This is a genomic window from Marinobacter sp. M3C, assembly GCF_023311895.1.
Taxonomy (GTDB): domain Bacteria; phylum Pseudomonadota; class Gammaproteobacteria; order Pseudomonadales; family Oleiphilaceae; genus Marinobacter.
On sequence record NZ_CP092284.1, the window covers coordinates 3,457,417 to 3,480,309 of the forward strand.

Below are 22,893 nucleotides of genomic sequence, written 5' to 3' on the forward strand. Positions count from 1 at the left end.
TCAGCCCGTTCCAGAGATCCTGCTAGGAACGCATTGTAAAGCAATAGAGCTGTAACCGGTTTGTACTCCCCGGTCATTCCAGGAAGCTGATCTTCAGTTTTATTCCCCAGTAGGCTCCTTCAGCAGTATGAAATGCTCAATCAGCCGGATCATCAGAGTTTTTTGATCCGGCAAGCTCTCAGCGACCAGAAGGGCCAACGCCACCAAGGTATTGTCATTGATAAGTTGTTCTACCGGCTTTGCCAGCAAGGACGCGTTGCGGCGCAGGTACCACAAAAACAAAAAAGAGCCGCAGCGCTTGTTGCCGTCGGCCAGCGGGTGATTTTTTATTACAAAGTAGAGCAAGTGAGCGGCGCGTGTGGCGATGTTCGGGTAGAACAGCTCATCACCGAAGCCCTGTTCTATCGTAGCAAGGGCTGATGTAAGGCCATTCCCGCGGAGCTGGCCGAACAGTTCGGTGGCCTCACCCTTGGCAATCAAGGTTCGCTTCAGCTGGCCAATGGCCGTCAGTGCTTCGTCCAGCTCCAATGGCTGCATATCAAGTTGCTTGATACCCACTTCGGCCAACCGCTGTTCGTCGTAGCCCTGCAACAGGCTCCACGAACGGGCGTAGTCACTGATGACTCGGGCAACGGCTTCGCCTTCGGTGGAAATTAATCCTTGATGAGTCAGGTTGCGGCTCAGTAGATTAACGGCCTGCTCGAACTCTATGCCGCGTTCCGTGAGCCGGCGCTGGTTGAGGGTGTAGCCTTGAACCAGGTGGTCTTTGAGGACTTGGGTGGCCCATTGGCGAAACTGGGTTGCGCGCTGTGAGCTGACTCTGTAGCCAACGGATATAATGGCATCCAGGTTGTAATGCGTGATGCTTCGGCGAACCTGTCTTTTGCCTTCCTGCCGAACTACCGAGAAATCCTCGGTAGTTGGATTTTCCTTCAGTTCACCCTCTTGATAGATATTCTTCAGGTGCAAACCGACGTTATCCGTTGAGGTGTCGAACAATGCAGCCATCTGGCTTTGGTAAAGCCAAACAGTCTCCTGTTGCAGCGCCACTTCAAGCTGGGCCTGGCCATCGTTCGATGTAAAAATCCGTATTTGTTGTTCAGTCATGACATTTCCTTGTCTAGAATTCCTTTTGGCGGCGCATATTGCTCGCGAAATCCAAAGCTACCAGAGATTCCGGCTTTATTCAGCATCCTGAACCGGCTCTTTGCTCAGGTCTGTGGTTTTCAACTCCTGCTTAATCTTCTCCAGCGGGCCGCTAAGGGCTGGCTCCAGTCGTATCATATGCTCCACCAGCCATTGCTTAGTGTTAGCGCTTGATTGTTGGGCGCTCAGTCCATTACCTTGCCGCTAACACGACCTCTGCCTCTTGGTCCCGATTGGAGCTTACGCGGGGGGGTATTGCTTTGTGGGCGCCAAAGATTATTGAGAAAGCTTGCGCTCACAGTTAATGTTAATGTAACACGGCCTCAATCGGTGGATCCGCACTGCGGTAAAGCTGGTGCGGGGTTTTTTGTTTTGTGCGGGCCAGATAAAGATGATTGATAGAAGGGAAGTTTGGCAAGAGCCCGGGCAGGTAATTGATATTGCGGGCTGGGATATCCACCAAGACTACGAAGTTTTTCCGGTTGGTGCTCGCGACAAGTCGTTGCGCGTTTCTCCAGACCCTGCCCCATTCGACTTCTGCCTGGCCGGGCATCGTTACCTGTTCAAAGAGGCGATAAAAAGCGCCAAGAATCCAAATCAACCGAGACATCCTGATCAGTATTGGGCCGAGGTCATCGCTTTTCGTGTTGGTCGATTGATGGGTCTGACTTTACCTCCTGTTTTTGTGGCAATTGATTCGCTCAGTGACGAGCCGGGAACCGTAAACGAATGGTTTTTAGGATACAACGACGAAAACGATGAGCGTTTTTTCCCAGGCGGAGACTACATGCAACGCCGCATTCCTGACTACGATCGGGAGAAAGGCAAGCGACACAATCTATCCACTATCATTACGTTAAGCCGTGTACTGGAGCGAGGCGGATGGCTCTCTCATGATTGGCGACTTTACTGGGGGCTAGGTCTTTGTTTTGACGCCTTAATTGGTAATACCGACAGGCATCAAGAGAACTGGGGTCTGATTTGGACAGAAGACAGCCCTACCGCGAGGTTTGCACCATATTTTGACAACGGAACCAGTCTCGGCCATGAGTTGCAACCCGAGAAAATGCAACGCATGGTGCGTGATCCGAACGAGTTTAACGCCTATCTACGAAGAGGGGAGCATCAGATGCGCTGGTCGTTGGGTGACGAACGGCGTTTACCGTCAATTCAAGGAATTGTTCGGTATTGCGAGCATTTCCCTGAGATTAGGGCAATACTAATAGAACGGCTCGTGGGAGTGTGCGAGGATGAGTTGGTGGCAATGCTGCATAACTTAACGTGCTTTGACCTTCCTCATCCATTTACTCAGCAGCGCGCTGAGTTCGTTGCTTTTCTTACACTGCGAAGGAGAGAGCGCCTACTGCAGGCCCTGGAGAACTGACATGACCCGCTTGATTGAACATCTGGTTGAACCACAACGACTGCTGCTTTTTTGGCAGGCACGAGAGAGTCAAAAGCGCTCCCGGTATCGTGTGGGGCAATTGGTAAAGCAGGGTGGCCATGTGGTGCTCCAGTACAGTGTTGGAACTGAGATGGCTCGCGCCAAAGAGGTAGGATTCCAAGGTTATCCGGCCTTTCCGCTGAAGCAGGTAGAGCACCGTCATCAAGTGATGGAAGCGTTCACGCGCCGCCTGCCGCCGCGCACCAGGCGAGATTTTAGCCGTTATCTTGAGCTTCGGGCCATTCCGGCTGACGCGGACATTAGTGAATTTGCCTTGTTGGGCTATAGTGGCGCCAAGTTGCCGGACGACGGTTTTGAGCTTGTGCACCCCTTCGATGAGCCACCGGCGGCTTTTGAGGTGTTGATTGAAGTCGCGGGATTCCGACATGAGGCCGAACTTGAAGTTTCGGAGCTGCAAGCTGGCGATGAAGTTCAATTCGTTCCTGAGCCGAATAACCCGGTGGACTCGAGTGCAATTCGGATGGAAAGCAAGGGATGTAAGCTGGGATATGTGCCCAGGGGCCATCTCACTATGTTAAATCGTATGCTTTCAGGCGGTGCTGATTTAACCGGAGAAGTGTTCCGCTCCAACGGCACGCCCGCCCGACCACTTGTTTATGTACTGACACAAATCATTCACCATAATGGGTTGATGATGCCGAGTAGTCCCCTGAGGCTGCAAGCCTGAGTTGTTCATATAATCCTTAATACGACCCTGGCCTCTTGGTTGCTGACAATCGCAATCTACGCTGGGATTTTTATTTCCTGCCTACACCAATCTTTTCAATCTTCTCTAATTCCCATACCGCTTAGTACCAACTTCTTCGATCAATGCTGAACTGGAAATAGTTCCAGGTGTTTTTCAAGCCGGCGCTGCCATTGGGTATTGCGGGAAATCGACTTCACCCGCCTAGTAGCCAGCCTACGAAGAGCTCATATCAGAAGCTGATTTTTTCTCTGAATAGCGTCCCAAAAAGCATGTGGTCGCCGGATTCATGACGCAATCTGCCTGCAATAATGCAAGGCGAGATGTTGAGGTCTCGGGCAAGAGTTCGAATGCTGCCCGGGTCTGTTGGCTTTTGGCTTTCCCATATTTGGGAAGGCATTAGTGCACTCTGAGCCAGTGCGTCAGCTTCGTCTTCCTTTTCGTCGTTACTCCTCGCTTTGAGGTCATCTATAAACCAAGTCTCTGTTCCATCCAGATGTAGAGCAACATGTGAAAGTTCGTGCATGAGCGTGAACCAGAAATTGTCGAGCCTGTCGTGTCTGAGCGTCATGGCAATTACTGGATTGCCGTTCGCTGCAATACATACCGCCCCGTCAAGATAGGTTTTTGGCAGGTGAGGTTCTATAACAAGATGAATGCCCGTTTTGTTCAAGTATTCAATTGCAAGCTGCGGTCCTTTTTCCGACCAGGACAGTTGAGCAAGAGTTTTCAGCCATGCCAGGTTAACAGTCCCTTTTTTGTAGGCGATGGGTAATCTCTGCTCCTGAGCTTTGTGCAGTACACGAGCCTGCCAGGCCCACAGTGCGTATGGGTCTGTTACTTTGTCGTTAGAACGCAGATGCGCGGTGGTACGGAGCATCGCTGGTTTGAGCTCAAAGCCGCCCGGAATACCCTTCAATAACTTGCTTACCCACTCGGAGGCATACTCTCTCAATTCCTGGAGCGAGCCGTTGAACCCCTCGAAATACCCTCTTTTTCGCATCACGCTCAGAGGGAATGCCTGCCAGTCGATATCCTGGCTGTTTGCGGTTTCCTGTGACATATCCCGAATGAGTACGTCGGCTGGGATTCCAAGGCCGTCAGTGAGTCGACGAATCATGTTGAGGCTCAGGTTGCGTGTGCCGTTCAGTACCTCGGTGACCTTGGATGCGGAGCCAATGTAAGGAATCAGGTCTTTCTTCTTGAGGCCCTGCTGATCCATACGGAAGCGGATGGCGTCCAGAGGGCCCGGCACATCAACTGGGAATTGCTTCCGCTCATAGCGTTCTATTAACAGTGCCAGTAAATCCAGCTCATCAGCGTCTTGACTGCCCGGCTGAGGATCAGCATCCATGAGACCCATGACACGGGCCATAGCCTGCTCATGTTCCTCCGGAGTTTTGATAATTTTGATGTGATCCATGATGTCTATTCCTTAAAATCGCTTTTTATCGTATTCAGCGTGAGTGCCCACCCACTCCACCACCACAATGCCGTTCTGATAGCGGATTTTAACGACGAGTCGGTAATCATTGCCTTTGATATTGAAAATGGCCCGATTGCCGGCGAGAAAATCTGCACTGCGATAGCGGTTCTTGATGTCTTGTGGGGTCTGCCAGGCCGCCCCCTCAGCTTCATTAACCCATGCTTCCAGCGGTTTTTTGGATGAAGCGTGCTTACGAATAAAATCGTAAATGTTTTCTCTTTCTAAAATTTTCATAAGCTAGAAAGTTCCCTTTGAGGAAATTATAGAGTTTGTTTCCAAAAAGGGAAGTTCCGAGTAGTTATAAGGACAGCGCAAGCTATTCCAGTATCTACTCTTAAGCAGTATAAACCGTTAACCAAGAGCTGCCTCCACAACTGTATTGGCCAGTTGGCAGCGGGTTTCGCTGGCCTGGTTCAGACGTTCTTTAAGTTGATCGGAGAGAGCCATGAGTTCATCGACTTTTTGGACGATGCGGTGTTGTTCTTCCAGTGGAAGGACAGGCATTTCGAACAGCTCGAGAACTTTCTTGCTCAAGCCTTCTCTCGCCACCCCAACCTGGCGAGACCAAATCATTGACTGACCATATGGTGACAAAATCAGATGGTGTAGATATTGGCGGCTGATCGGCTCGATTGTACGAATAATCGTCACGTGCTGGCTAACATTTGCTGTTTCGAGCGTGGTCGGAACTATGGTGCAGCGTCCCAGCGATGCACCTGTTATGTTTAGCAGAATGTCATTTGGATAGACCTGAGTATTCGACATGCGCTCATGAGTTTCGGGAGTAATTAAGGGCGACCCCATCGTTCCAAATATTTTGCGAGCGTAAAAACGGGATACCCGTTGCAACATAAGCGCTTTTACCGCCGCGAGGCGTAGCGCCTGAGCCAATCTTTTGCGTTAGCTCTCCAAGGCGAGCCCAATGCCATCCGGTGGGAACAGTGAACTCGACCTCGTCGGGCGCTATCTCGGGTAATTTGTGAGATTTCTTGATTTCACCGGTACGAAGTAACTCGGATTCGTTGGCGGAAACTCTTTCTATAAGCGACACCGCAGGCGTCTCGTCTGGATCCTGTGGCACCAGTTTCCCACGAATTCCGAGCTCCAGAACGAGTTGTTGCAGCTTCCTGACACCGATCAGGTCAATCTTGCCGCTGTTACCTCGGCCACGGGTAGATTTCTGTGTCACGGCACCCGTCCATAAACTCAAGTGCTCGGTAATCAGCTTCCGCGCACTCACACCTCACCTCCAGCATTTTTATCACTAAGAGCGTCGGCCAGAATATCCCGCAGCTGGTCACGAACTTCCTGAATCTCAGCCTTCTGCTGTTCGTATTTTGCCAGCAATTCATCCGGGTCGTGATTAACCAGTTCGCCCTGATGCGGATTCTTGATATCCAGGTTGTAGTTACGAGCCTTGATGTCGTCGATGGATACCTTCCACGCCTGCTCGTTTTCCTCACGGCTAGTAAAGCCATTAGCCTCATCGCCCCACCAGTCAATTTCGGTCTGAAATTCTTCAAACCGCATGGGCTTGGTTTTGTTGTAGCTTTTCACGCCGTCCGGGTAGGGGTGTTCGTAGTACCACACGTCTTCGGTGGGCTTGCCTTTGGTGAAGATCAGCAAATTGGTTTTGATGCCGGTGTAAGGGCTGAACACGCCGTTGGGCAAGCGTACGATGGTGTGTAGGTTGCACTCGGTCAGCAGCTTTTCTTTCAGGCGGGTTTTCATGCCTTCGCCGAACAGGAAACCGTCTGGTAGCACCACAGCAGCGCGGCCACCGTTGCGCAGCAGGTGGATAAAGAGGGTCATGAACAGGTCGGCGGTTTCCCGTGTGCGGAAGGCCGCGGGGAAGTTGGTTTCTATGCCGTCTTCTTCCATGCCGCCAAAGGGTGGGTTGGCGATGATGACGTCTACCTGCTCTTTCGGGCCCCAGCTTATAAGCGGGCGGGCCAGGGTGTTGTCGTGCTTGATCTGGTCTGGCACTTCGATGCCGTGGAGTATCAGGTTGGTGGTGGCCAGCAGGTGCGGTAGCGGTTTTTTCTCGACACCTATTATGGTGCGTTGCAGAGTCTGCTCATCTTGTGGCGTTTTTACATAGCGTGTGCGCTTGTGGTCGATGGTGCAGGTAGGAAACCGCCCGTGCCGCAGGCAGGGTCCATCACTTTTTCGTCCAACTTTGGGTCTACCCGGTTCACCATAAACTGGGTCACCGCGCGGGGTGTATAGAACTCACCTGCGTTGCCTGCGCTTTGCAGGTCTTTCAGGATTTGTTCGTACATATCGCCAAGCTCGTGGCGCTCGGCGGATTTGTTGAAATTCACGCCGCTCTGCAAATTGTTGATCACCTGGCGCATCAGCTGGCCGGATTTCATGTAATTGTAGGCATCTTCAAACACGTTGCGGATAACCACGCCGCGGTAATCGTCGCCGGCGGGTTCCAGAGTTTGCAGCCCGGGAAACAGGTTGTTATCAATGAAGTTTTTTAGATCGTCGCCAGTCATGCCTTCCGGGTCGGCGCCCAGTTTCGCCAGCGTAGTTGCTCTGGAATCGGGGATTTGTAGTTGTCGTAGAGAACGTCCCATTCTTGTTCGCGGTCGTCAAAAATCTTTAGGAACAGCATCCACACCATCTGGTCTATGCGCTGGGCGTCGCCGTCTACGCCAACGTCTTTGCGCATGATGTCCTGAATGGATTTGATGGTGCTGCTGATAGACATAGGTAATGCGTTCCTGCGATTTCAGAATTGGGGGTTTACGAAAGGCCGGTGGTTAGTCGATTTTCCGGTACAGCTCTTGTTCGAGGCTTCTTACCGCTTCGGTGTAGCCAGGTTTGCCGCCGAAGGCATCAATCAGCTCCATAGGCGCGCCAATCTGGGTGAAAGGCGCAAGGGTGAGAATTTTAACATCCTCAATGGATTCAATGCCGGTATCGGTGTACTTCTGCAGCAGTGCGTCCAAAACCTGGCGGCTGGCACCTTGATACTGGCTGAAGTAGTTGTTCTTGCGCACCTGTTCCGCGCGTTCTTTGCGGGTGAGCGGTGGCTGGTCGTAAACGATGTGGCAGATAACATCGAACGGGTCTGGCTCGGCGCCCAGCTTCTTGCTGACGTCTTTTATCAGGTCGTCCCAGATAACGCCCTGTTCCGTCAGTTCGTCGATAATGACCTGCTTGCGGTCGGCCTGGTGCCAGCGGCGCAGGAAGTCGTTTAGGGAGGCGTACTGTTTTTTGACCTGTTTGCGGGTGAAGTCTTTTAGGCTTTCGGTGATGAGCTTGCCATCTGGCCCGAGGTACTGGACGCGTTCAGCAATAGCGGCGACTTCGACGTTACCGACCACGTATTTTACGCGTTTTGGCCTGCCTGTTTCTTCCTCGCCACCGCCAGAGGTGTTGCTGTCGTCGTTTTCCCAAGTTGATTCTGGATCCACTGCGTAGCTTTCCGCGTCTTCAGCGCATGGGTGTTCGTCGGGTTCTGAACCGTCGTCTGCTTCATCCGCGTCTGGATTAATTGGGTCGCCGACTTTGGGCTGGTAAACCTTCACCGGGTCGCCGTCAAAATCTGGGTCGGCAAACAGTTCGGTGGCTTTTTTGAAGTCCAGAATGGTGAACCAGTGTTTGTTGTAGTCGTCGTTGATGCGGGTGCCACGGCCGATGATCTGTTTGAACTCGGTCATGGATTGGATGCGTTGATCCAGCACGATAATCACTAAAATTACGGCGAGAGGTTGTCAAGATGATAGGATGTGGCAGGTGTTGATTTACCGATAAATTAGCTAAATCTCTGATCTGCACACAGTTATAAAAGCATGACGGGTTTGAACCCATGACAGTGAAATAAGAAAATGAAAAAACATCTGAATGACCAGCTTTACGACATTATTGCCTTAAGTATCAAGAGTGGTGAACTGGCGAAAGGGCAGCTACTACTGCAAGGCCACTTGGCCGAGATTTTCGGTGTAAGCCGCTCACCGGTTCGTCAAGCATTGATGAGCCTACATCATAGCGGTTTGATCTGTACCTTCGAGGGGCGTGCTACTTGGTGGGCAAAGAGCCTAGTAAAGTGCTGAGGCGCATGTTGAAAAGCGATGATTTTAAGCTCAATGAAAACCGCGTTGCAACGCCGAAAAAGACCGAAGCTTGGAAAGCAGTCTACGACCGTATTGAGCGAGACTTATTGCATCAGTCATTGTTTGGCGGCTACCGCATCAACGAACTGGAGTTGTCACGTCACTACACAATCAGCCGAACAGTATCCAGTCAGGTGCTGACCCGTCTGTCGCTGATGGGGTTGGTGGAACGCGATGAGCGCTCGCGCTGGCAACTGACTCAGTGGGACGAAGTACGACTGAGTGAACTTTATGAAGTGCGGCGCCGCCTAGAGCCCTACGTGCTGATGCGCGCAGCGGAGTTTATCAAACCGGAGCAATTGAAGAGTTACATCGACCGTCTGTATCATGCGATAGATGCATATCCCAACATGGACAGCCGGCAGTTTGACGAGCTGGAAAGCGATCTGCACATTGATACCTTGGGGCATTGCCCGAATCGGCAGATGTTGAAAATCTTGCAGCGTACCCACGCGTTACTGTTATCGGGTAAGCATATTTTGCTCGATAAAAGCTATTTTCCTGAGGAAGACCCGTTTTTTCATGAGCACTTGAGTATTTTTGAGAAGCTCTACGCCGGTCGGGCGGACTTAGCCGCGCAAAGCATGGAAGAGCATTTGCTGATCGCCGAGAAAAAGGTCAAGCAGCGTATGGCGTCGTTCCGCGAGCACAACCGCGTCGCGGCTGTGCCCTATCTGGAACTGCAGGGCTGATCGATTAGGTCACCGCACCGACTTGCCATGGCACGAACTCATTATCGCCGTAGTTGTACTGCTCACTTTTCGACTGCCTGCCGGAGGCGATTTCGATCAGGATGTCGAAAATCTTCTTGCCGGCATCAGCCACGCTGAGCTCGCCGTCGACAATGCCACCACAGTTTATATCCATGTCCTCTTCTAATCTGCGGTACATGTCGGTGTTGGTGGCTAGTTTGATGCAGGGGGCTGGCTTGAAGCCTGATACCGAGCCACGCCCTGTCGTGAAGCAAATCATATTGGCACCGGAGGCAACCTGGCCGGTCACGGACACGGGGTCATAGCCCGGGCTGTCCATAAAGACGAAGCCGTGCTCTGTAATGGGCTCACCCCATTCGTACACATCGTTTAATGAGGTGGTACCGCTTTTTGCTGTAGCGCCAAGGGACTTTTCCAAGATGGTAGTTAGCCCGCCGGCTTTGTTACCCGGTGAAGGATTATTGTTCAACTCGGCACCGTTAATTCGCGTGTAATGCTCCCACCAAGTGAGGCGGTCAAGCAGCTTTTGCCCTACTTCTTGGCTGATAGCGCGTGCGATCAGCATGTGTTCGGCACCATAGATTTCCGGGGTTTCGCTGAGAATCGCGGTGCCGCCATTGCGCACGAGAAGATCAGCTGCATACCCGAGTGCCGGGTTGGCTGATATGCCTGAATAGCCGTCCGAACCACCACACTGCAACCCGAGCATGAGATGTTCGACGCTTTCCGATGTGCGCTCCAGGCGACCAATGTTAGTTAACACCTCATTCACTTGCTCGATGGCGCGCGCGATGCTAGCTCGTGTTCCTCCGACATTTTGAATGTTGAATACGCGGAAGTTTGGCCCTTCGCTGATGTTGTAACGTTTGAGCAGTGACGAAATCTGATTAGTTTCGCAGCCTAAGCCAATCAACACCGCACCGGCGATATTGGAGTTGCAGGCGTAGCCCCAAATACTGCGCTCAAGGAATTTGAACCCATCCGAATCGGTGTTTATGGCACAGCCGCTGCCATGGGTTAGCGCCACCACGCCATCGATGTTGTATTGCTTAAGTAGCTCGGATCCATCGAAGTGTGCGGCTACCGCGCGCGCTACGGTGGCTGAGCAGTTAACGGTGGAAAGAATAGCGATGTAGTTACGCGTGCCGACGCGTCCGTCGGCACGACGGTAGCCCATGAAGTGTCGGCGCTGATCAGGGGGCAAAACGGCAGTGCGTTCAATGCTGGCTGGCATCACATTACTAGCGTGACTAGCGGGCATGGCAACGTTGTGCGTATGCACATGAGCGCCAGCGGGAATGTGTTGTGTGGCAATGCCGATGACTTGTCCATATTTGATGACAGCCTCGCCTTCGGCAATGGCGTGGCGCGCTATTTTGTGGCCGCTCGGGATGTCGTTGACAACGTCTAGGGCGAGGTTTTCGATACGACTTCCACTTGCTAGTGCCTTGCGTGCAACGGCTACGGAGTCAGCATCACTGAGAATGAGCACGGGTTGGTTTGGTGTTATGAGCTGCATAAAGTTTTCTCATTGTTGTTTGTTGAGAAGTAACGATACTGCCAAAAATGGACATTGCACGCAATGTTTTCCGGTGTTAGTGTTGCTTGCAAATAGCCGTTCTTCGGCATAAAAAAAACAATATGAGACTTATCCAATTGACGATTGATACTCGTTCCTCTCGTTCTATCTGCGTTGTTGTAACGCGCATTTCCTTCTCTACTTACCGCTCTGTAGGCCGCTTGGAATGCCTAGGAGTATGGCATGCATAAAATCGTCAATGGCTATTTCACCTTGATCCAGATGCTGGCAGTTATCTGCCTCGTCACTATGGTGGTGCTGGTGTTTGGTAACGTTGTACTGCGTTACGGCTTTAACGAAAGCATTTTGATTTCTGAAGAAGTTTCGCGCTGGGCCTTTGTCTGGCTGACCTTTCTTGGCGCCGTAGTGGTGCTGCGCGAGCGTGGCCACATGGGCGTGGACATGGCCATACGGTTGTTGCCCTCTTGGGGCGAGCGAGGCTGTCTGATTATGTCTCAACTATTGATGTTGTTTTGCTCGGGGCTGTTGGTATGGGGCAGCTGGCGGCAGATGCAGATCAACTGGAACATACCGTCGCCAGTGTCTGGCTGGTCGATGGGGATGTTTTACGCCTCTGGCGCGTTTTTCGGCGTTTCGGCCAGTGTGATCCATGTATATGAGGCAGTTCGGTTAGCTCGCGGTGGTGAGGTTTTTCGTCCCGATGAATCGCTCGACTAACACAAGTAGCGCGCAACGGCATATCGCCGGGGTCCTACCGGTAAGAATGTTCAAAATAAAAACCGGAGTAGTGTAATGGTTATCGTCGCGATATTTGTATTTTCGTTATTGGGCGCCATGGCTATTGGTGTGCCCATTGCTTACTCGCTGATTCTTTGTGCGTTGGCCATGATGTATCAGCTCGATCTGTTTGATGCCCAGATTGTCGCTCAAGGCCTAGTAAATGGGGCCGACAGCTTTCCGTTAATGGCAGTACCATTTTTTATGCTGGCTGGCGAGCTGATGAATTCCGGTGGATTGTCCACGCGCATCGTTAACATGGCGATCGCTCTAGGGAAGCGCTGATCAAATCGTGACTCACCGCCATAATGAGGTTCACTCAAATTTCAGTAAGATTTCTGGCCGAGTTGTACGCCAGAATCATTAAATGTCCTGTTTTCAGGTTATAAAAGCCTTTTTGCGGCCGAAGTTCGGCCTTTAAGGCCTATATCACGCGCTTTGAGACGGATTTATCCTGCGAGCGAGTATAAGATTGCCCAGAGCAAACAACGTAAACAGCTGCGCTGTGTTCTTTAACAGCCCTCGGTAACGGACCTTTCGGTGCCGGAATAGATTCTTGATCACGTGGAACGGATGCTCCACTTTGGCCCGGATCTGGGCTTTGGCTCGCTCGAACTGGGTCACCAGATCTTTGCGCGGGCCTTCTGCCATTTTCTTGAGCTTGCCGCGTTTCTCTGCCACGTGCCAGGTAACCTTTGTGTCCTTAAATTCGTCGCGTTTGGCCACACCGGTGTAACCCGCATCCGCATACGCCTCGGTTTCTTCACCGTGCAACAGGCGCTCGGTTTCGGTGATATCCGCTACATTGGCGGCCGTGCCCGTCAGGCTGTGGACCAGCCCAGAGTCTGCGTCCGTGCCAATATGCGCTTTCATGCCGAAGTACCATTCGTTGCCTTTTCTGGTCTGATGCATCTCCGGATCCCGCGCCTTTGCTTTGTTCTTGGTCGAGGGCGGTGCTGCAATAATAGTGGCATCGACGATCGTACCCTCACGCATGAGCATGCCGCGGTCCGCCAAGTGGCCGTTGATCTGTTCAAAGATCACCTGGGTTAAAGCCTGCTTTTCGAGTAAGTGGCGAAACTTCAACAGCGTTGTGGCATCGGGGACCGATTCCACGGCTAGGTCAATCCCCACAAAATTGCGCAGCGCCTGACTGTCATAGATGGCATCTTCCAGTGCTTCGTCCGCCAGGGCGTACCACTGCTGCACAAAGTACATCCGCAGCATGCGCTTTAAAGGTATTGGGGGACGGCCTCGTTTACCGCGAGAATCAGGATAATAGAACGGCGATAGCGCGTTCAGCAGCCTCGACCAGGGCACGGTCTGCTCCATTTCTGCCAAAAACCGCTCACGGCGGGTTGTCTTTTTCTTGGCAGCAAATTCTGCCTGGGCGAAACTTGTTTGCTTCATGACAGTCTCTGGCTAATCCTGCGGAGGAGCGACCATTTTACCAAACCGACAACGTGAGGGGAATAAATCAGTGTTTCCCTAGTAGGCCACATCAAAGGTGGGCTCGGTTACGTCACTATTCTGGCCGCGTGTGTGCTGGCTAGTCTGTCGGGCTCTGCTGCTGCCGATGCAGCCGCATTGGCTACCTTATTGGTTCCGATGATGGTCAAAGCCGGACATGACAAGGGAACTGCCGGTGGCTTGGTGGCAGCCTCTGGGATCATCGCGCCGGTATTACCACCGTCTATCGGCCTGATCCTGTTTGGCGTAGCGGCCAACGTATCGATTACCAAGTTGTTCTTAGCGGGTATTGCGCCCGGTCTAATGATGGGAGTCTCACTGTGTGTGGCATGGCGCATTGTTTCTCGTCGTGAAACCGTGACCACTCGGTCGCGTGCATCGATGGGCGAAATTTCTAAGGCTTTTTATGAGGGTGTGTGGGCGCTGTTCTTGCCGGTGATCATTCTTGTTGGGCTGCGCACAGGGATATTTACGCCGACTGAGGCCGGTGTGGTTGCTGCGGTTTATGCTTTATTTGTTTCCGTGGTGATTTATCGCGAGCTAACTTGGAAGAGCATGTACCAGGTGCTGGTTTCTTCGGTAATGACTACGTCGATGGTTATGTTTCTAGTCGCGTCGGCCATGGTTGCTGCTTGGATGATCACCATAGCGGACCTGCCAAGTTCAGTGGTCGATATGTTAGAGCCAATGATGGACAGTCCGCGTTTGCTGATGCTGCTCATCGTAACAATCATCGTGATTATCGGAATGGCAATGGACATGTCGCCCATTATTTTGATCCTGGCCCCAGTAATGATGCCGGTTGCTGTAGCTGCTGGTATCGACCCTATCTACTTCGGCGTGATTTTTGTCATGACCTGTGCCATTGGCTTGATTACACCACCAGTGGGACTGGTGCTCAACGTTATTGCGGGTGTGGCTAAAATTAATTTTATGGCCACAGTGCGCGGCGTGATGCCCTTTCTACTTGCGGAACTGCTGGTCGTTGGCCTGCTGCTGGTATTTCCACAATTGCTACTGGTCCCCGCGCAGTGGCTCTACTGAGCAATACCCACGCGCCTGCCTTTATACTGAGGCGGCGCGTGTCTGTTGATTTGCCTAATTTTCAAGCCACCTTTGGCTACAATAAAAACACGAGGAATCTGTTATGAAATTTATCCCTAAAGCTTTCGGCGCAGCACTGTGTTTCTCAGCGATGATTTTGTCTACTGCTAGCCACGCTGCAGATGAAATCAATAAACACACCTTCAAGATTGCCTTCGTACAGGCCAAGAATCATCCGCACGGACTAGGTGCAAAGAAGTTCGCCGAAGTAGTTAAGGAAAAGAGCGACGGAAAAATGAAGGTCATGATATTCGCCAGCGGGACTTTAGGTGGCGATACGCAGGTCATTTCTTCTGTGCAGGGTGGCATTGTCGATATGACGCTAGTAACCCCTGGTTTGCTTTCTGGAATCGAGAAGGGCTTTGGTCTTTATGGCCTGCCGTTCCTGTTCAAGAACTCCACCGAAGTGGATGCCGTACTCGACGGTCCTACTAGTCAGGCGTTGCTGGGCAAACTTGAGCCTCACGGCCTAATTGGCTTGGGCTACTGGGATCACGGTTTTCGTCATGTCACCAACAGCCAGCGCCCAGTGAAAACTCTGGAAGACCTCAATGGCCTGAAGCTGCGCCTACAACAGATACCGACCGCAATTGAATCGTTTGCGGCGCTTGGTGTTAACGTCGTACCGCTTTCGTTCACCGAACTCTACACGGCTATGGAAACAAAAACCGTAGACGGCCAAGAGAACCCGTTGGCAGCTATCGAAACTTCGAAGTTTTATGAAGTGCAGGAGTATTTGTCGCTAACTGGTCACTTCTATGATCCATTGGTTGCAATTTTCAGCAAACAAACTTGGGACAAACTTAACGATGCCGAGCGCGCGCTAGTGCGCAGTGCCTCGCTTGAGGCGCAGGCATACGAGCGTAAAGTATCTCGTGATATGGACGTCAGCTCGCGCGAAATGCTTGCCAAAGAGGGAATGAAAATCAACGAAGTGGCACCCGAAGAAATCGAGCGTATGCGTAAGCAGGTTCGCCCGGTCGTTGAAAAGTTTATTGCTGAATATGGACGCGATCTGATGGACGAAATGAACGCTGAGATCGCCAAGGTGCGCAACGCTCAGTAATCCACGTTTCGGGTCGGAACCTTGTTTACCGACCCGAAACCACAGCTAAGGCAGACATTTCATGACAACTATTAATGTTGGTTTCATCGGTCTTGGTCTGATGGGTCACGCCATGGCCAACAACATCCAGAGCAAGGGCTTCAGTCTCGGCGTCATGGCTCACCGTAACCGTCAGCGAGTTGATGATCTGGTGGCCAAGGGCGCGCGTGAGTTCAGCCATGCTGCTGAACTCACGCGCGCAGTTGACGTTGTACTATTGTGCTTGCCGGGTACGACTGAGGTTAGCCAGGCATTGGCTGGGGAAACCGGCGTGCTGGCCGGACTGCGCCCAGGGCAGATCGTGGTTGATTGCAGTACGGGCGATCCGAACCGCACGGCCGAGTTAGCCGCACAGGTGGTCGCGCACGGTGGTCATTACCTCGATGCACCGGTTAACCGCACGCCAAAAGATGCCCAAGCTGGACGCCTTAATGTGCTCGTCGGTGGCGATGTCCACGTGCTAGACAAGGTTCGCCCAATACTGGAGTGTTTCTCGGAGACCATCCATCACTTGGGGCCTTTGAGCAGTGGGCACAAAGCCAAGGTGATCCATAATTTTATCTCCCAGGGTAACGCCACCATACTGGCTGAAGCTTTTTGCACAGCGGCAAAGAACGGAATTGACCTGGCCGCTTTTGCGGAAATCTGCAACATGAGTGGTGGCTACAGCCGGACCTTTGAGCGGATTATTCCCTATGTTTTGCATGGGGATGATTCGGGGCAACAGTTCGCTTTGTCCAACTGCGAAAAGGATATGCGTTATTACACTGAACTGACCAAATCCACTCAGACCACCGGCATTGTGTCCGATGCTGTTTATCAGACGTTCGTGCTAGCTAAAGCATTAGGCCACGGCGATAAATATGTGCCGCGTCTGTTCGACGTGATGGGTGAGATAAACGGAGTGAGCGTGCGCGCCAAGCCCTTGGAGAGCAAGGCATGAAGCTGCTTCGATATGGCCCACCTGGTCTGGAAAAGCCGGCGTTGCTCGCTGACGACGGCAGCATGCGTGATCTATCACAACACGTGCTCGATATTAGCCCGCGCATGCTAGGTCCCAAGGTGCTGGATGAGTTGCGTGCGCTGGATCCGGCTACCCTGCCCAAGGTTGAAGGTGATGTGCGCATCGGCCCGCCCATTGCGGCCATCGGAAAGATCGTGTGCGTAGGTTTGAACTATGCCGACCATGCTAAAGAATCCAATTTGCCCGTGCCTGGCGAGCCCGTGCTGTTTATGAAGGCCACGAGTGCCATCTGCGGGCCGAATGACGCCGTTATCATTCCTCGTGGCGCACAGAAAACAGACTGGGAGGTTGAGCTTGGCATCGTTATCGGGCGTAGAGCGCAATACATCGAACGTAAGCATGCGATGGACTACGTGGCTGGCTACTGCATCGTCAATGACGTGTCTGAACGGGATTTCCAGCACGAGCGTGGTGGCTCTTGGGACAAGGGCAAGGGCTGCGATACCTTCGCGCCGATCGGTCCGTGGTTGGTGAGTGCCGATGAAGTTAACGATTTACACAATTTGGATTTGTGCCTCAGCGTGAACGATGAAGTGCGCCAACGCGGCAACACCAGCACCATGATCTTTTCCATCGATGAGATCGTGAGCTATGTCAGCCAGTTCATGACCCTCAACCCAGGGGATGTTATCTGTACTGGTACTCCACCGGGTGTTGGCGCCGGCATGCAACCGCCGCAATTCCTCAAGCCGGGTGACCGTATGCGCCTGAGCATCAGCGGCCTTGGCGAGCAATGCCAAGACGTGGTGACTTGGCGGCCGACTGAAGCGTAGATAGCGCACTAACTCGAGGTTTTGACTATGCAACGACGCCTATATCAGGGTCGAGATTTTCGTCGCGCGCAGAATATTGAAGAACTGCGCGAAATGGCTCGTCGCCGCCTACCTAACTTCTCCTTTGAGTACGTCGAAGGCGGCTCGGACGATGAAGTGACACTGAGGCGAAATCGCTCTATTTTTGAGAGCATTACGCTGCAACCGCACTCGTTGCGAGACGTTGGGCATCGCAGCTTAGAACGTAACTTTTTTAGTAAGCCTGCGCAATTGCCGTTCATGATTGGCCCGACCGGGTTCAATGGCCTGCTAACGCGTGACGGTGACCTGCACTTGGCGCGTGCTGCGGCCGAAGCCGGCATACCTTTCGTGCTTAGCAACGCCTCGACCACATCGATGGAAGACATTGCGGCCATTGACAACATCCGTGCCTGGATGCAGATCTACCTGTACCGCACCCGTGACCATGTGACGAGGTTGGTGGAGCGCGCAGAAAGGTTGAATCTGGAAGCCATTGTGGTGACCACAGACAGCGCTATTTTGGGAAATCGTGAGTGGGATAAGCGCAATTACGCAAAGCCGCTGCACCTTGATCTACGCAACTACCTGGACGTGTTGTGCCACCTGCGCTGGATTTGGGATGTGCTGGTTCCCAACGGTGTGCCGCGGTTTAAGAACCTTGGTGATTTGTTGCCGCCTGGTAAAGACTCAGTGAAGGGTGCCGCCAGCGCATTGGCTGCTGAACTTGACCCGACCCTGAGTTGGGATGACATCGCCTGGCTGCGTGATATGTGGCGCGGGAAATTGATCGTTAAAGGCGTGATCCACCCTGACGATGCTCGCCGGTCGATGCAGTACGGTGTTGACGGAGTAATACTATCCAACCATGGAGGCCGCCAACTTGACGGTGCTGTATCCGCGATGGAAACTCTGCCGGAAGTGGCACGCATCTGTCGTGGGCGCATGGAAGTGTTTCTTGATGGCGGGTTCCGACGTGGCAGCGATATCGCCAAAGCCTTGTTGCTTGGGGCTTCTGGCGTGTTGATTGGGCGAGCCGGAATCTATGGTCTGGCCGCCGGTAAAGGTCCTGGTGCGGCGCATGCTATCGACATTCTTCGCAGCGAATTGGACCGTACTTTGGGCCTGCTCGGCTGCTGCAACCTAGAAGAACTCACCCCTGACCTGATCCATGCTCCGCGCTGGCGGGCGCTGGCTGAGGCCATTCGTAACTAATGTTTTCCCCCTCTGTCAGCCTAGTTGTCCAGTTGGCGATTTCGCCTAAATTCATGTCAGATTGGGCGGTATGAGAGCAGTCATGCCACGTTATTCCGAGGAACGTAAAGCGGCCGTGTTGAAGAAGTTGTTGCCTCCGCAGAACCGCAGTGTGGTGCAGGTGGCGGCAGAGGACGGCATATCGGATGTGACTCTGTATAGTTGGTTAAAACAGTGTCGACAACAAGGAGTGCCTGTGCCGGGTTATCGTAATGCAGGAGACGATGGGTCTCCTGATGCCAAGTTGGCCGTCGTGATCGAAACGGCGTCTATGTCCGAAGCGGAACTGGGTGCGTATTGCCGCCAGAAAGGCCTGTATCCTGAGCAGGTGCAGCGCTGGAAAGAAGCCTGCCTACACGGTAATGGTCTGCAAGAAGGGCAAGAGAAAACCGCTCAGAAACAGCAGCGTGATGCCCGTAAAACCATCAAAAAGCTGAAGGCGGAAGTTCGCCGTAAAGACCGGGTTCTGGCGGAAACAACCTCGTTGTTGGTGCTGTCAAAAAAGCTCGAAGCCTTGTACGGCGAGGACCCGGACAGCGAGGACAACTGACACCGCTGACCGAACGTACAAGGCTGTTAAACGACTATGACGAAGCTGTTGCCAGTGGCGCGGCTCGGTACAAGGCAGCCGATTTGATGGAGCTGAGCCAGCGCACGTTGAAACGCTGGCGACGCGCTAACGGCACTGTGGCAGAGGACCAGCGCCCGCAAGTGGAGCGCGTTGTGCAGCCACACCAGCTCACTCACGCTGAAGAAGCGGCCATCCTGGATACCTGCAATGAACGGGAGTATCAGAGCTTGCCACCGTCCCAGATCGTGCCTCGACTGGCTGATAAAGGGCTTTACCTGGCGTCAGAGTCTTCGTTTTACCGAGTGCTCAAAAAGCACCAGCAATTGAATCATCGGGGCCGTATGAAGCCGCCGCGCAAGGTCCCTGAGCCCACCAGCTTTACCGCCACAGGTCCGAACCAGGTGTGGAGCTGGGACATCAGTTATTGTCCTTCAGAGGTGCGCGGTCAGCACTGGTATCTGTACCTGATCATGGACATCTACAGCCGCAAAATCGTGGCTTGGGAAATCCACGAAGCAGAGTCCGGCGAGCTTGCCAAAAAGCTCATAGATCGAGCTCTGTTGCGCGAGAGATGTTGGCAAAACCCACCGGTGCTGCACTCAGATAATGGCGCGCCGATGACGTCCTACACACTGAAAGCGCGGCTGGCAGAATTGGGTATGTTGATGTCTCACAGCCGACCCAGAGTGAGCAACGATAACCCGTACTCAGAGTCGTTGTTCAAAACGCTGAAGTACTGCCCGAAGTGGCCCGCCAAAGGCTTTAGATCACTGATAGCGGTGCGTGAATGGATGCTGTTGTTCGACAAGCCTATAACGAAGAGCACCTGCACAGCGGCATCAACTTCGTGACGCCCGCACAGCGGCACCAAGGTGTTGATGCAGAGTTGTTAGCCAAACGTGAAGCAGTTTATGAACGAGCAAAGAGCCTGAACCCCAGGCGTTGGTCTGGTGACATTCGAAACTGGAAAGTCGCCGGAGCCGTATCGCTCAACCCTGGAAAACTGCAGGAAATTGAGCGCAATAAACAGGTTGCTTAAACGCAGCTATTTGGACAATTGGGTTGCAAATCACCGTTTTCTTCCGCCTCGTTCATTCGTTGGTGAACGGAGTGTTATTGCTGTGCACTCTGCCGCCACCTTAATACGTCAACGTGTCGGCTAATTTTACTGGAGAATAAAGAGAACTGATTGACTGCCTTTTGCTACCGCTCTCTGTCTGATGTGGCCGGCTGCTTCAGCAAGCATCAACAAATTGTTCAACTCAAGCACACAGCTGAGTAAGTCCTGAGCAAAATTCAGAACAGTCACGCGACGCCCCATTCTACAACCTTACGTTTGCGTTCGAATTCGCCCATTATGCTTGCACACCGATGACAAAATGCGGTGTGCTTCGAACACTGAGGTTGGCACCAGCTGAATACTCTGGCAGCGCCGCCTCATTTAGTTGAATGTCAAATTAATCCTCTGTCAATGCATCTTGCTCGTTACGCAAATGCTCAAGTAAGAGTGCGGCGAGTGGTGACAAGCTACTACCCTGACGATGAATGATTGAACAGGGCTCAGTGCGTGACTGCAGTTCCAGCGGCAGACGCCGCAACAAGCCAAAGCCTTCGCTAGAGCATGCGATAGAGTGGGGCATAATGGCCACCAGTTGCGAGTCTTCTTGTAGCAAACTGAGCATGGTGAACGTTGATGAGGTTTCCAGCGAATAACGCGGGAATTCCAGTCCGGCTTCACCAAACTCGCGTTCAAGCACAGCGCGCATAGGTGTGCCCGTGGGATAAACAACCCAGCTGTAGGCGTGTAGTTCCTGCAAGCTTAAGGTCGAGTTGTCGTGCTGAGAATGCTCGGGCCCGGCCACCAGTGCCAGGCGCTCTGGGTGCAGACTTAGACACGCGTAATCATCTTTGTGTTGGCTGCCGCTGGTGCGTGCGATGGCCAAGTCGAGCCGTCCTTCGTCAAGCAACTTAAGCAAGTGCGAGCTAATGCCTTCGACAACCTGCACCGAAATGCCTGGCTGTACCTGCCGAAGCTTGGTTAAGGCTTTTGATACCAAAGGTACGGAGCCCGCGATGGTGCCAACCGCCACATGACCGCCGTGGCCTTGAAGAATGCCGTGCATTTCATCATGCAAATGTGCGAGATCACTGAAAATTAAGCGGGCGTAGCGAATTACGCAGCGGCCCATGTCGTTGGCAACCAGACCCTTAGTGCTGCGCGCAAACAATGGCATGCCGAACGTTATCTCAATCTCATGTAGTGCTTTGCTCGCACCCGGCTGGCTGATAGCGACATGATCAGCTGCACGATGCAATGTGCCCAGGTCGTCGAGGGCAATAAGCAGCCTTAGCTGACGAATGTGAAAGCGTGAAACGATGTAGTTTAGTGGTTGCAGCATATGAAATAACTAAAGGTTATTACTTGATCAGAAGCTTTCATTAGACAGCACTTGGGTAATTTTTTAAAGTGCAGAGCAATAAAAGTCGCACAAGCGGCGAAAAGATATGTAAGGAGTACTGCAATGCGACTGATTCAATTTGAGAACGGGCAAAACCAACGTAAGGTCGGTATCGTCGGCAGTAAATACATCAGTGTAGTCAACGGTGTCGCGAGTACTCGCGAACTGGCGTTGCAAGCGATCCGAAATCGACATGGGCTAATTGCCGAAATCGAGCGTTTAGGCTCTGAGCCAGGCCCGCTCTATGCTGAATTAATTTCACAGCGCCGCGTACTGGCACCGTTGGATCATAGTGATCCGGCCCACTGCATGGTTTCTGGCACTGGTCTGACTCACTTGGGTAGCGCTTCCACGCGCGATAAGATGCATCAGCAGGTTGAAGCCCAGCAGGCCAACGAAAAACTCACCGACACCATGCAAATGTTCCAGTGGGGTATGGCGAATGGCCGCCCAGCGGCAGGCAGTGAAGGCGCGCAGCCGGAGTGGTTTTACAAAGGTGACGGAAGTATCGTGGTGCGTCCCGGTGAAGACTTCCCAGTGCCCGATTTCGCCGAAGATTTTGGTGAAGAGCCGGAGCTAACAGGCCTCTACGTTATTGCGGATGACGGCCAGCCGTATCGTATCGGCTTTGCCCTAGGTAACGAGTTTTCAGATCATGTGGTTGAGCGTAAAAACTACCTGTATTTGGCTCACTCTAAGCTACGTTTCTGTTCTTTTGGCCCCGAAATGTTGATTGGCGAGCTACCGCGTCATCTGTCGGGAATCAGCCGCATTCGTCGCGGTGACGAGGTTTTGTGGGAGAAGGAATTTCTTTCTGGTGAAGACAATATGTGTCACACCTTAGAGAATCTTGAGTATCACCACTTTAAATACAGTCAATTCTTACGTGCCGGCGACGTACATATACACTTTTTCGGTACTGCAACCTTGTCGTTTGCTGATGGTATTAAGGCACAACCTGGCGACACTTTTGAAGTCAGCTTGGATGCCTTGGGCGAACCTCTGCGTAATGGTATTCGTGTACATCAGCCCGCTATCCCGGTAGGTGGCGTGCGGCCTCTTTGATTTGTGCTTTGCCTGTGCCCCCACAAAGGGCCAGGTTTTTTCTTACTTATCAGGTCGCGGATAAGGCCGCACTTTTCTCTAGCTCACACGGCTGGGATTTCTCTATTTCTC

The 22,893-nt window shown here is 52.6% G+C and carries 19 protein-coding genes and 4 pseudogenes; 13 read left to right on the top strand and 10 right to left on the bottom strand.

Annotated features, from left to right (window positions below; genetic code table 11):
- Positions 1-99: 99 nt before the first annotated feature.
- Positions 100-1,107, bottom strand: a complete 1,008-nt coding sequence (locus MIH18_RS16150; RefSeq protein WP_249012886.1) for a virulence protein RhuM/Fic/DOC family protein — start codon at positions 1,105-1,107, stop codon at positions 100-102.
- Between the two features lie 430 nt (positions 1,108-1,537).
- On the opposite strand from MIH18_RS16150, the gene MIH18_RS16155 reads away from it, so the two are divergent.
- On the top strand, positions 1,538-2,530 hold the full coding sequence (locus tag MIH18_RS16155; RefSeq protein ID WP_249012887.1) for a hypothetical protein: 993 nt from the start codon (positions 1,538-1,540) through the stop codon (positions 2,528-2,530).
- A gap of 1 nt (position 2,531) precedes the next feature.
- On the top strand, positions 2,532-3,278 hold the full coding sequence (locus MIH18_RS16160; RefSeq protein WP_249012888.1) for an HIRAN domain-containing protein: 747 nt from the start codon (positions 2,532-2,534) through the stop codon (positions 3,276-3,278).
- Between the two features lie 250 nt (positions 3,279-3,528).
- Here the strand turns inward: MIH18_RS16160 and MIH18_RS16165 are convergent, their stop codons facing one another.
- From MIH18_RS16165 to MIH18_RS16195, 6 genes and pseudogenes are all read right to left on the bottom strand, one after another.
- On the bottom strand, positions 3,529-4,719 hold the full coding sequence (locus tag MIH18_RS16165) for an ImmA/IrrE family metallo-endopeptidase (protein WP_249012889.1): 1,191 nt from the start codon (positions 4,717-4,719) through the stop codon (positions 3,529-3,531).
- A gap of 12 nt (positions 4,720-4,731) precedes the next feature.
- The gene (locus MIH18_RS16170; RefSeq protein ID WP_249012890.1) at positions 4,732-5,016 is read right to left on the bottom strand and encodes a type II toxin-antitoxin system HigB family toxin; all 285 of its coding nucleotides are present in this window, start codon (positions 5,014-5,016) and stop codon (positions 4,732-4,734) included.
- A gap of 117 nt (positions 5,017-5,133) precedes the next feature.
- Positions 5,134-5,547 (bottom strand): restriction endonuclease subunit S, encoded by a 414-nt coding sequence (locus MIH18_RS16175; RefSeq protein WP_249012891.1) that lies wholly within the window; start codon positions 5,545-5,547, stop codon positions 5,134-5,136.
- A 4-nt stretch (positions 5,548-5,551) separates the two neighbouring features.
- Positions 5,552-6,022 carry a hypothetical protein gene (locus MIH18_RS16180; protein WP_249012892.1) on the bottom strand — a complete coding sequence of 157 codons (471 nt, stop codon included), beginning with the start codon at positions 6,020-6,022 and terminating at the stop codon, positions 5,552-5,554.
- Positions 6,019-7,501, bottom strand: a pseudogene (locus MIH18_RS16185) (class I SAM-dependent DNA methyltransferase). The gene MIH18_RS16180 and the pseudogene MIH18_RS16185 overlap by 4 nt, the downstream one beginning before the upstream one ends.
- 52 nt (positions 7,502-7,553) lie before the next feature.
- Positions 7,554-8,486: pseudogene (locus tag MIH18_RS16195) on the bottom strand (type I restriction-modification enzyme R subunit C-terminal domain-containing protein); the annotation flags it as partial.
- Between the two features lie 138 nt (positions 8,487-8,624).
- On the opposite strand from MIH18_RS16195, the gene MIH18_RS16200 reads away from it, so the two are divergent.
- Together MIH18_RS16200 and MIH18_RS16205 are read left to right on the top strand one after the other, a co-directional pair.
- Positions 8,625-8,849: a GntR family transcriptional regulator gene (locus tag MIH18_RS16200; protein ID WP_249012894.1), complete on the top strand. Its 225-nt coding sequence runs from the start codon at positions 8,625-8,627 to the stop codon at positions 8,847-8,849.
- 5 nt (positions 8,850-8,854) lie between these two features.
- Complete coding sequence (locus MIH18_RS16205) at positions 8,855-9,601, top strand: GntR family transcriptional regulator (protein ID WP_249012895.1); 747 nt, start codon at positions 8,855-8,857, stop codon at positions 9,599-9,601.
- Between the two features lie 4 nt (positions 9,602-9,605).
- Here the strand turns inward: MIH18_RS16205 and MIH18_RS16210 are convergent, their stop codons facing one another.
- On the bottom strand, positions 9,606-11,141 hold the full coding sequence (locus MIH18_RS16210) for an altronate dehydratase family protein (protein WP_249012896.1): 1,536 nt from the start codon (positions 11,139-11,141) through the stop codon (positions 9,606-9,608).
- 243 nt (positions 11,142-11,384) lie between these two features.
- Between MIH18_RS16210 and MIH18_RS16215 the strand changes: the two genes are divergently transcribed.
- Entirely contained in the window at positions 11,385-11,879 is a 495-nt protein-coding gene (locus MIH18_RS16215) for a TRAP transporter small permease (protein ID WP_249012897.1), read from the top strand.
- Between the two features lie 75 nt (positions 11,880-11,954).
- Positions 11,955-12,212 (top strand): annotated as a pseudogene (locus tag MIH18_RS16220) (TRAP transporter large permease subunit); the annotation flags it as partial.
- Between the two features lie 156 nt (positions 12,213-12,368).
- On the opposite strand, the gene MIH18_RS16225 reads toward MIH18_RS16220, so the two are convergent.
- Positions 12,369-13,349, bottom strand: coding sequence for an IS5 family transposase (locus MIH18_RS16225; RefSeq protein WP_249012898.1), 981 nt, complete (start codon positions 13,347-13,349; stop codon positions 12,369-12,371).
- Between the two features lie 66 nt (positions 13,350-13,415).
- Here MIH18_RS16225 and MIH18_RS16230 point away from each other — a divergent pair, with 66 nt between their 5' ends.
- From MIH18_RS16230 to MIH18_RS16255, 6 genes and pseudogenes are all read left to right on the top strand, one after another.
- The gene (locus MIH18_RS16230; protein WP_283164895.1) at positions 13,416-14,453 is read left to right on the top strand and encodes a TRAP transporter large permease subunit; all 1,038 of its coding nucleotides are present in this window, start codon (positions 13,416-13,418) and stop codon (positions 14,451-14,453) included.
- 103 nt (positions 14,454-14,556) lie between these two features.
- Complete coding sequence (locus tag MIH18_RS16235) at positions 14,557-15,579, top strand: TRAP transporter substrate-binding protein (RefSeq protein ID WP_249012900.1); 1,023 nt, start codon at positions 14,557-14,559, stop codon at positions 15,577-15,579.
- A gap of 61 nt (positions 15,580-15,640) precedes the next feature.
- Positions 15,641-16,561: an NAD(P)-dependent oxidoreductase gene (locus MIH18_RS16240; protein ID WP_249012901.1), complete on the top strand. Its 921-nt coding sequence runs from the start codon at positions 15,641-15,643 to the stop codon at positions 16,559-16,561.
- A complete protein-coding gene (locus tag MIH18_RS16245) occupies positions 16,558-17,415 on the top strand; it encodes a fumarylacetoacetate hydrolase family protein (RefSeq protein ID WP_249012902.1) in 858 nt (285 codons plus the stop codon). The genes MIH18_RS16240 and MIH18_RS16245 overlap by 4 nt, the downstream gene beginning before the upstream one ends.
- 27 nt (positions 17,416-17,442) lie before the next feature.
- A complete protein-coding gene (locus tag MIH18_RS16250; protein WP_249012903.1) occupies positions 17,443-18,648 on the top strand; it encodes an alpha-hydroxy acid oxidase in 1,206 nt (401 codons plus the stop codon).
- 82 nt (positions 18,649-18,730) lie between these two features.
- Positions 18,731-20,297: pseudogene (locus MIH18_RS16255) on the top strand (IS3 family transposase).
- A 418-nt stretch (positions 20,298-20,715) separates the two neighbouring features.
- Here the strand turns inward: MIH18_RS16255 and MIH18_RS16260 are convergent.
- Entirely contained in the window at positions 20,716-21,657 is a 942-nt protein-coding gene (locus MIH18_RS16260) for a LysR family transcriptional regulator (RefSeq protein WP_249012904.1), read from the bottom strand.
- 123 nt (positions 21,658-21,780) lie between these two features.
- Between MIH18_RS16260 and araD1 the strand changes: the two genes are divergently transcribed.
- On the top strand, positions 21,781-22,782 hold the full coding sequence (gene araD1 / locus MIH18_RS16265) for an AraD1 family protein (protein WP_249012905.1): 1,002 nt from the start codon (positions 21,781-21,783) through the stop codon (positions 22,780-22,782).
- Positions 22,783-22,893 lie beyond the last annotated feature (111 nt).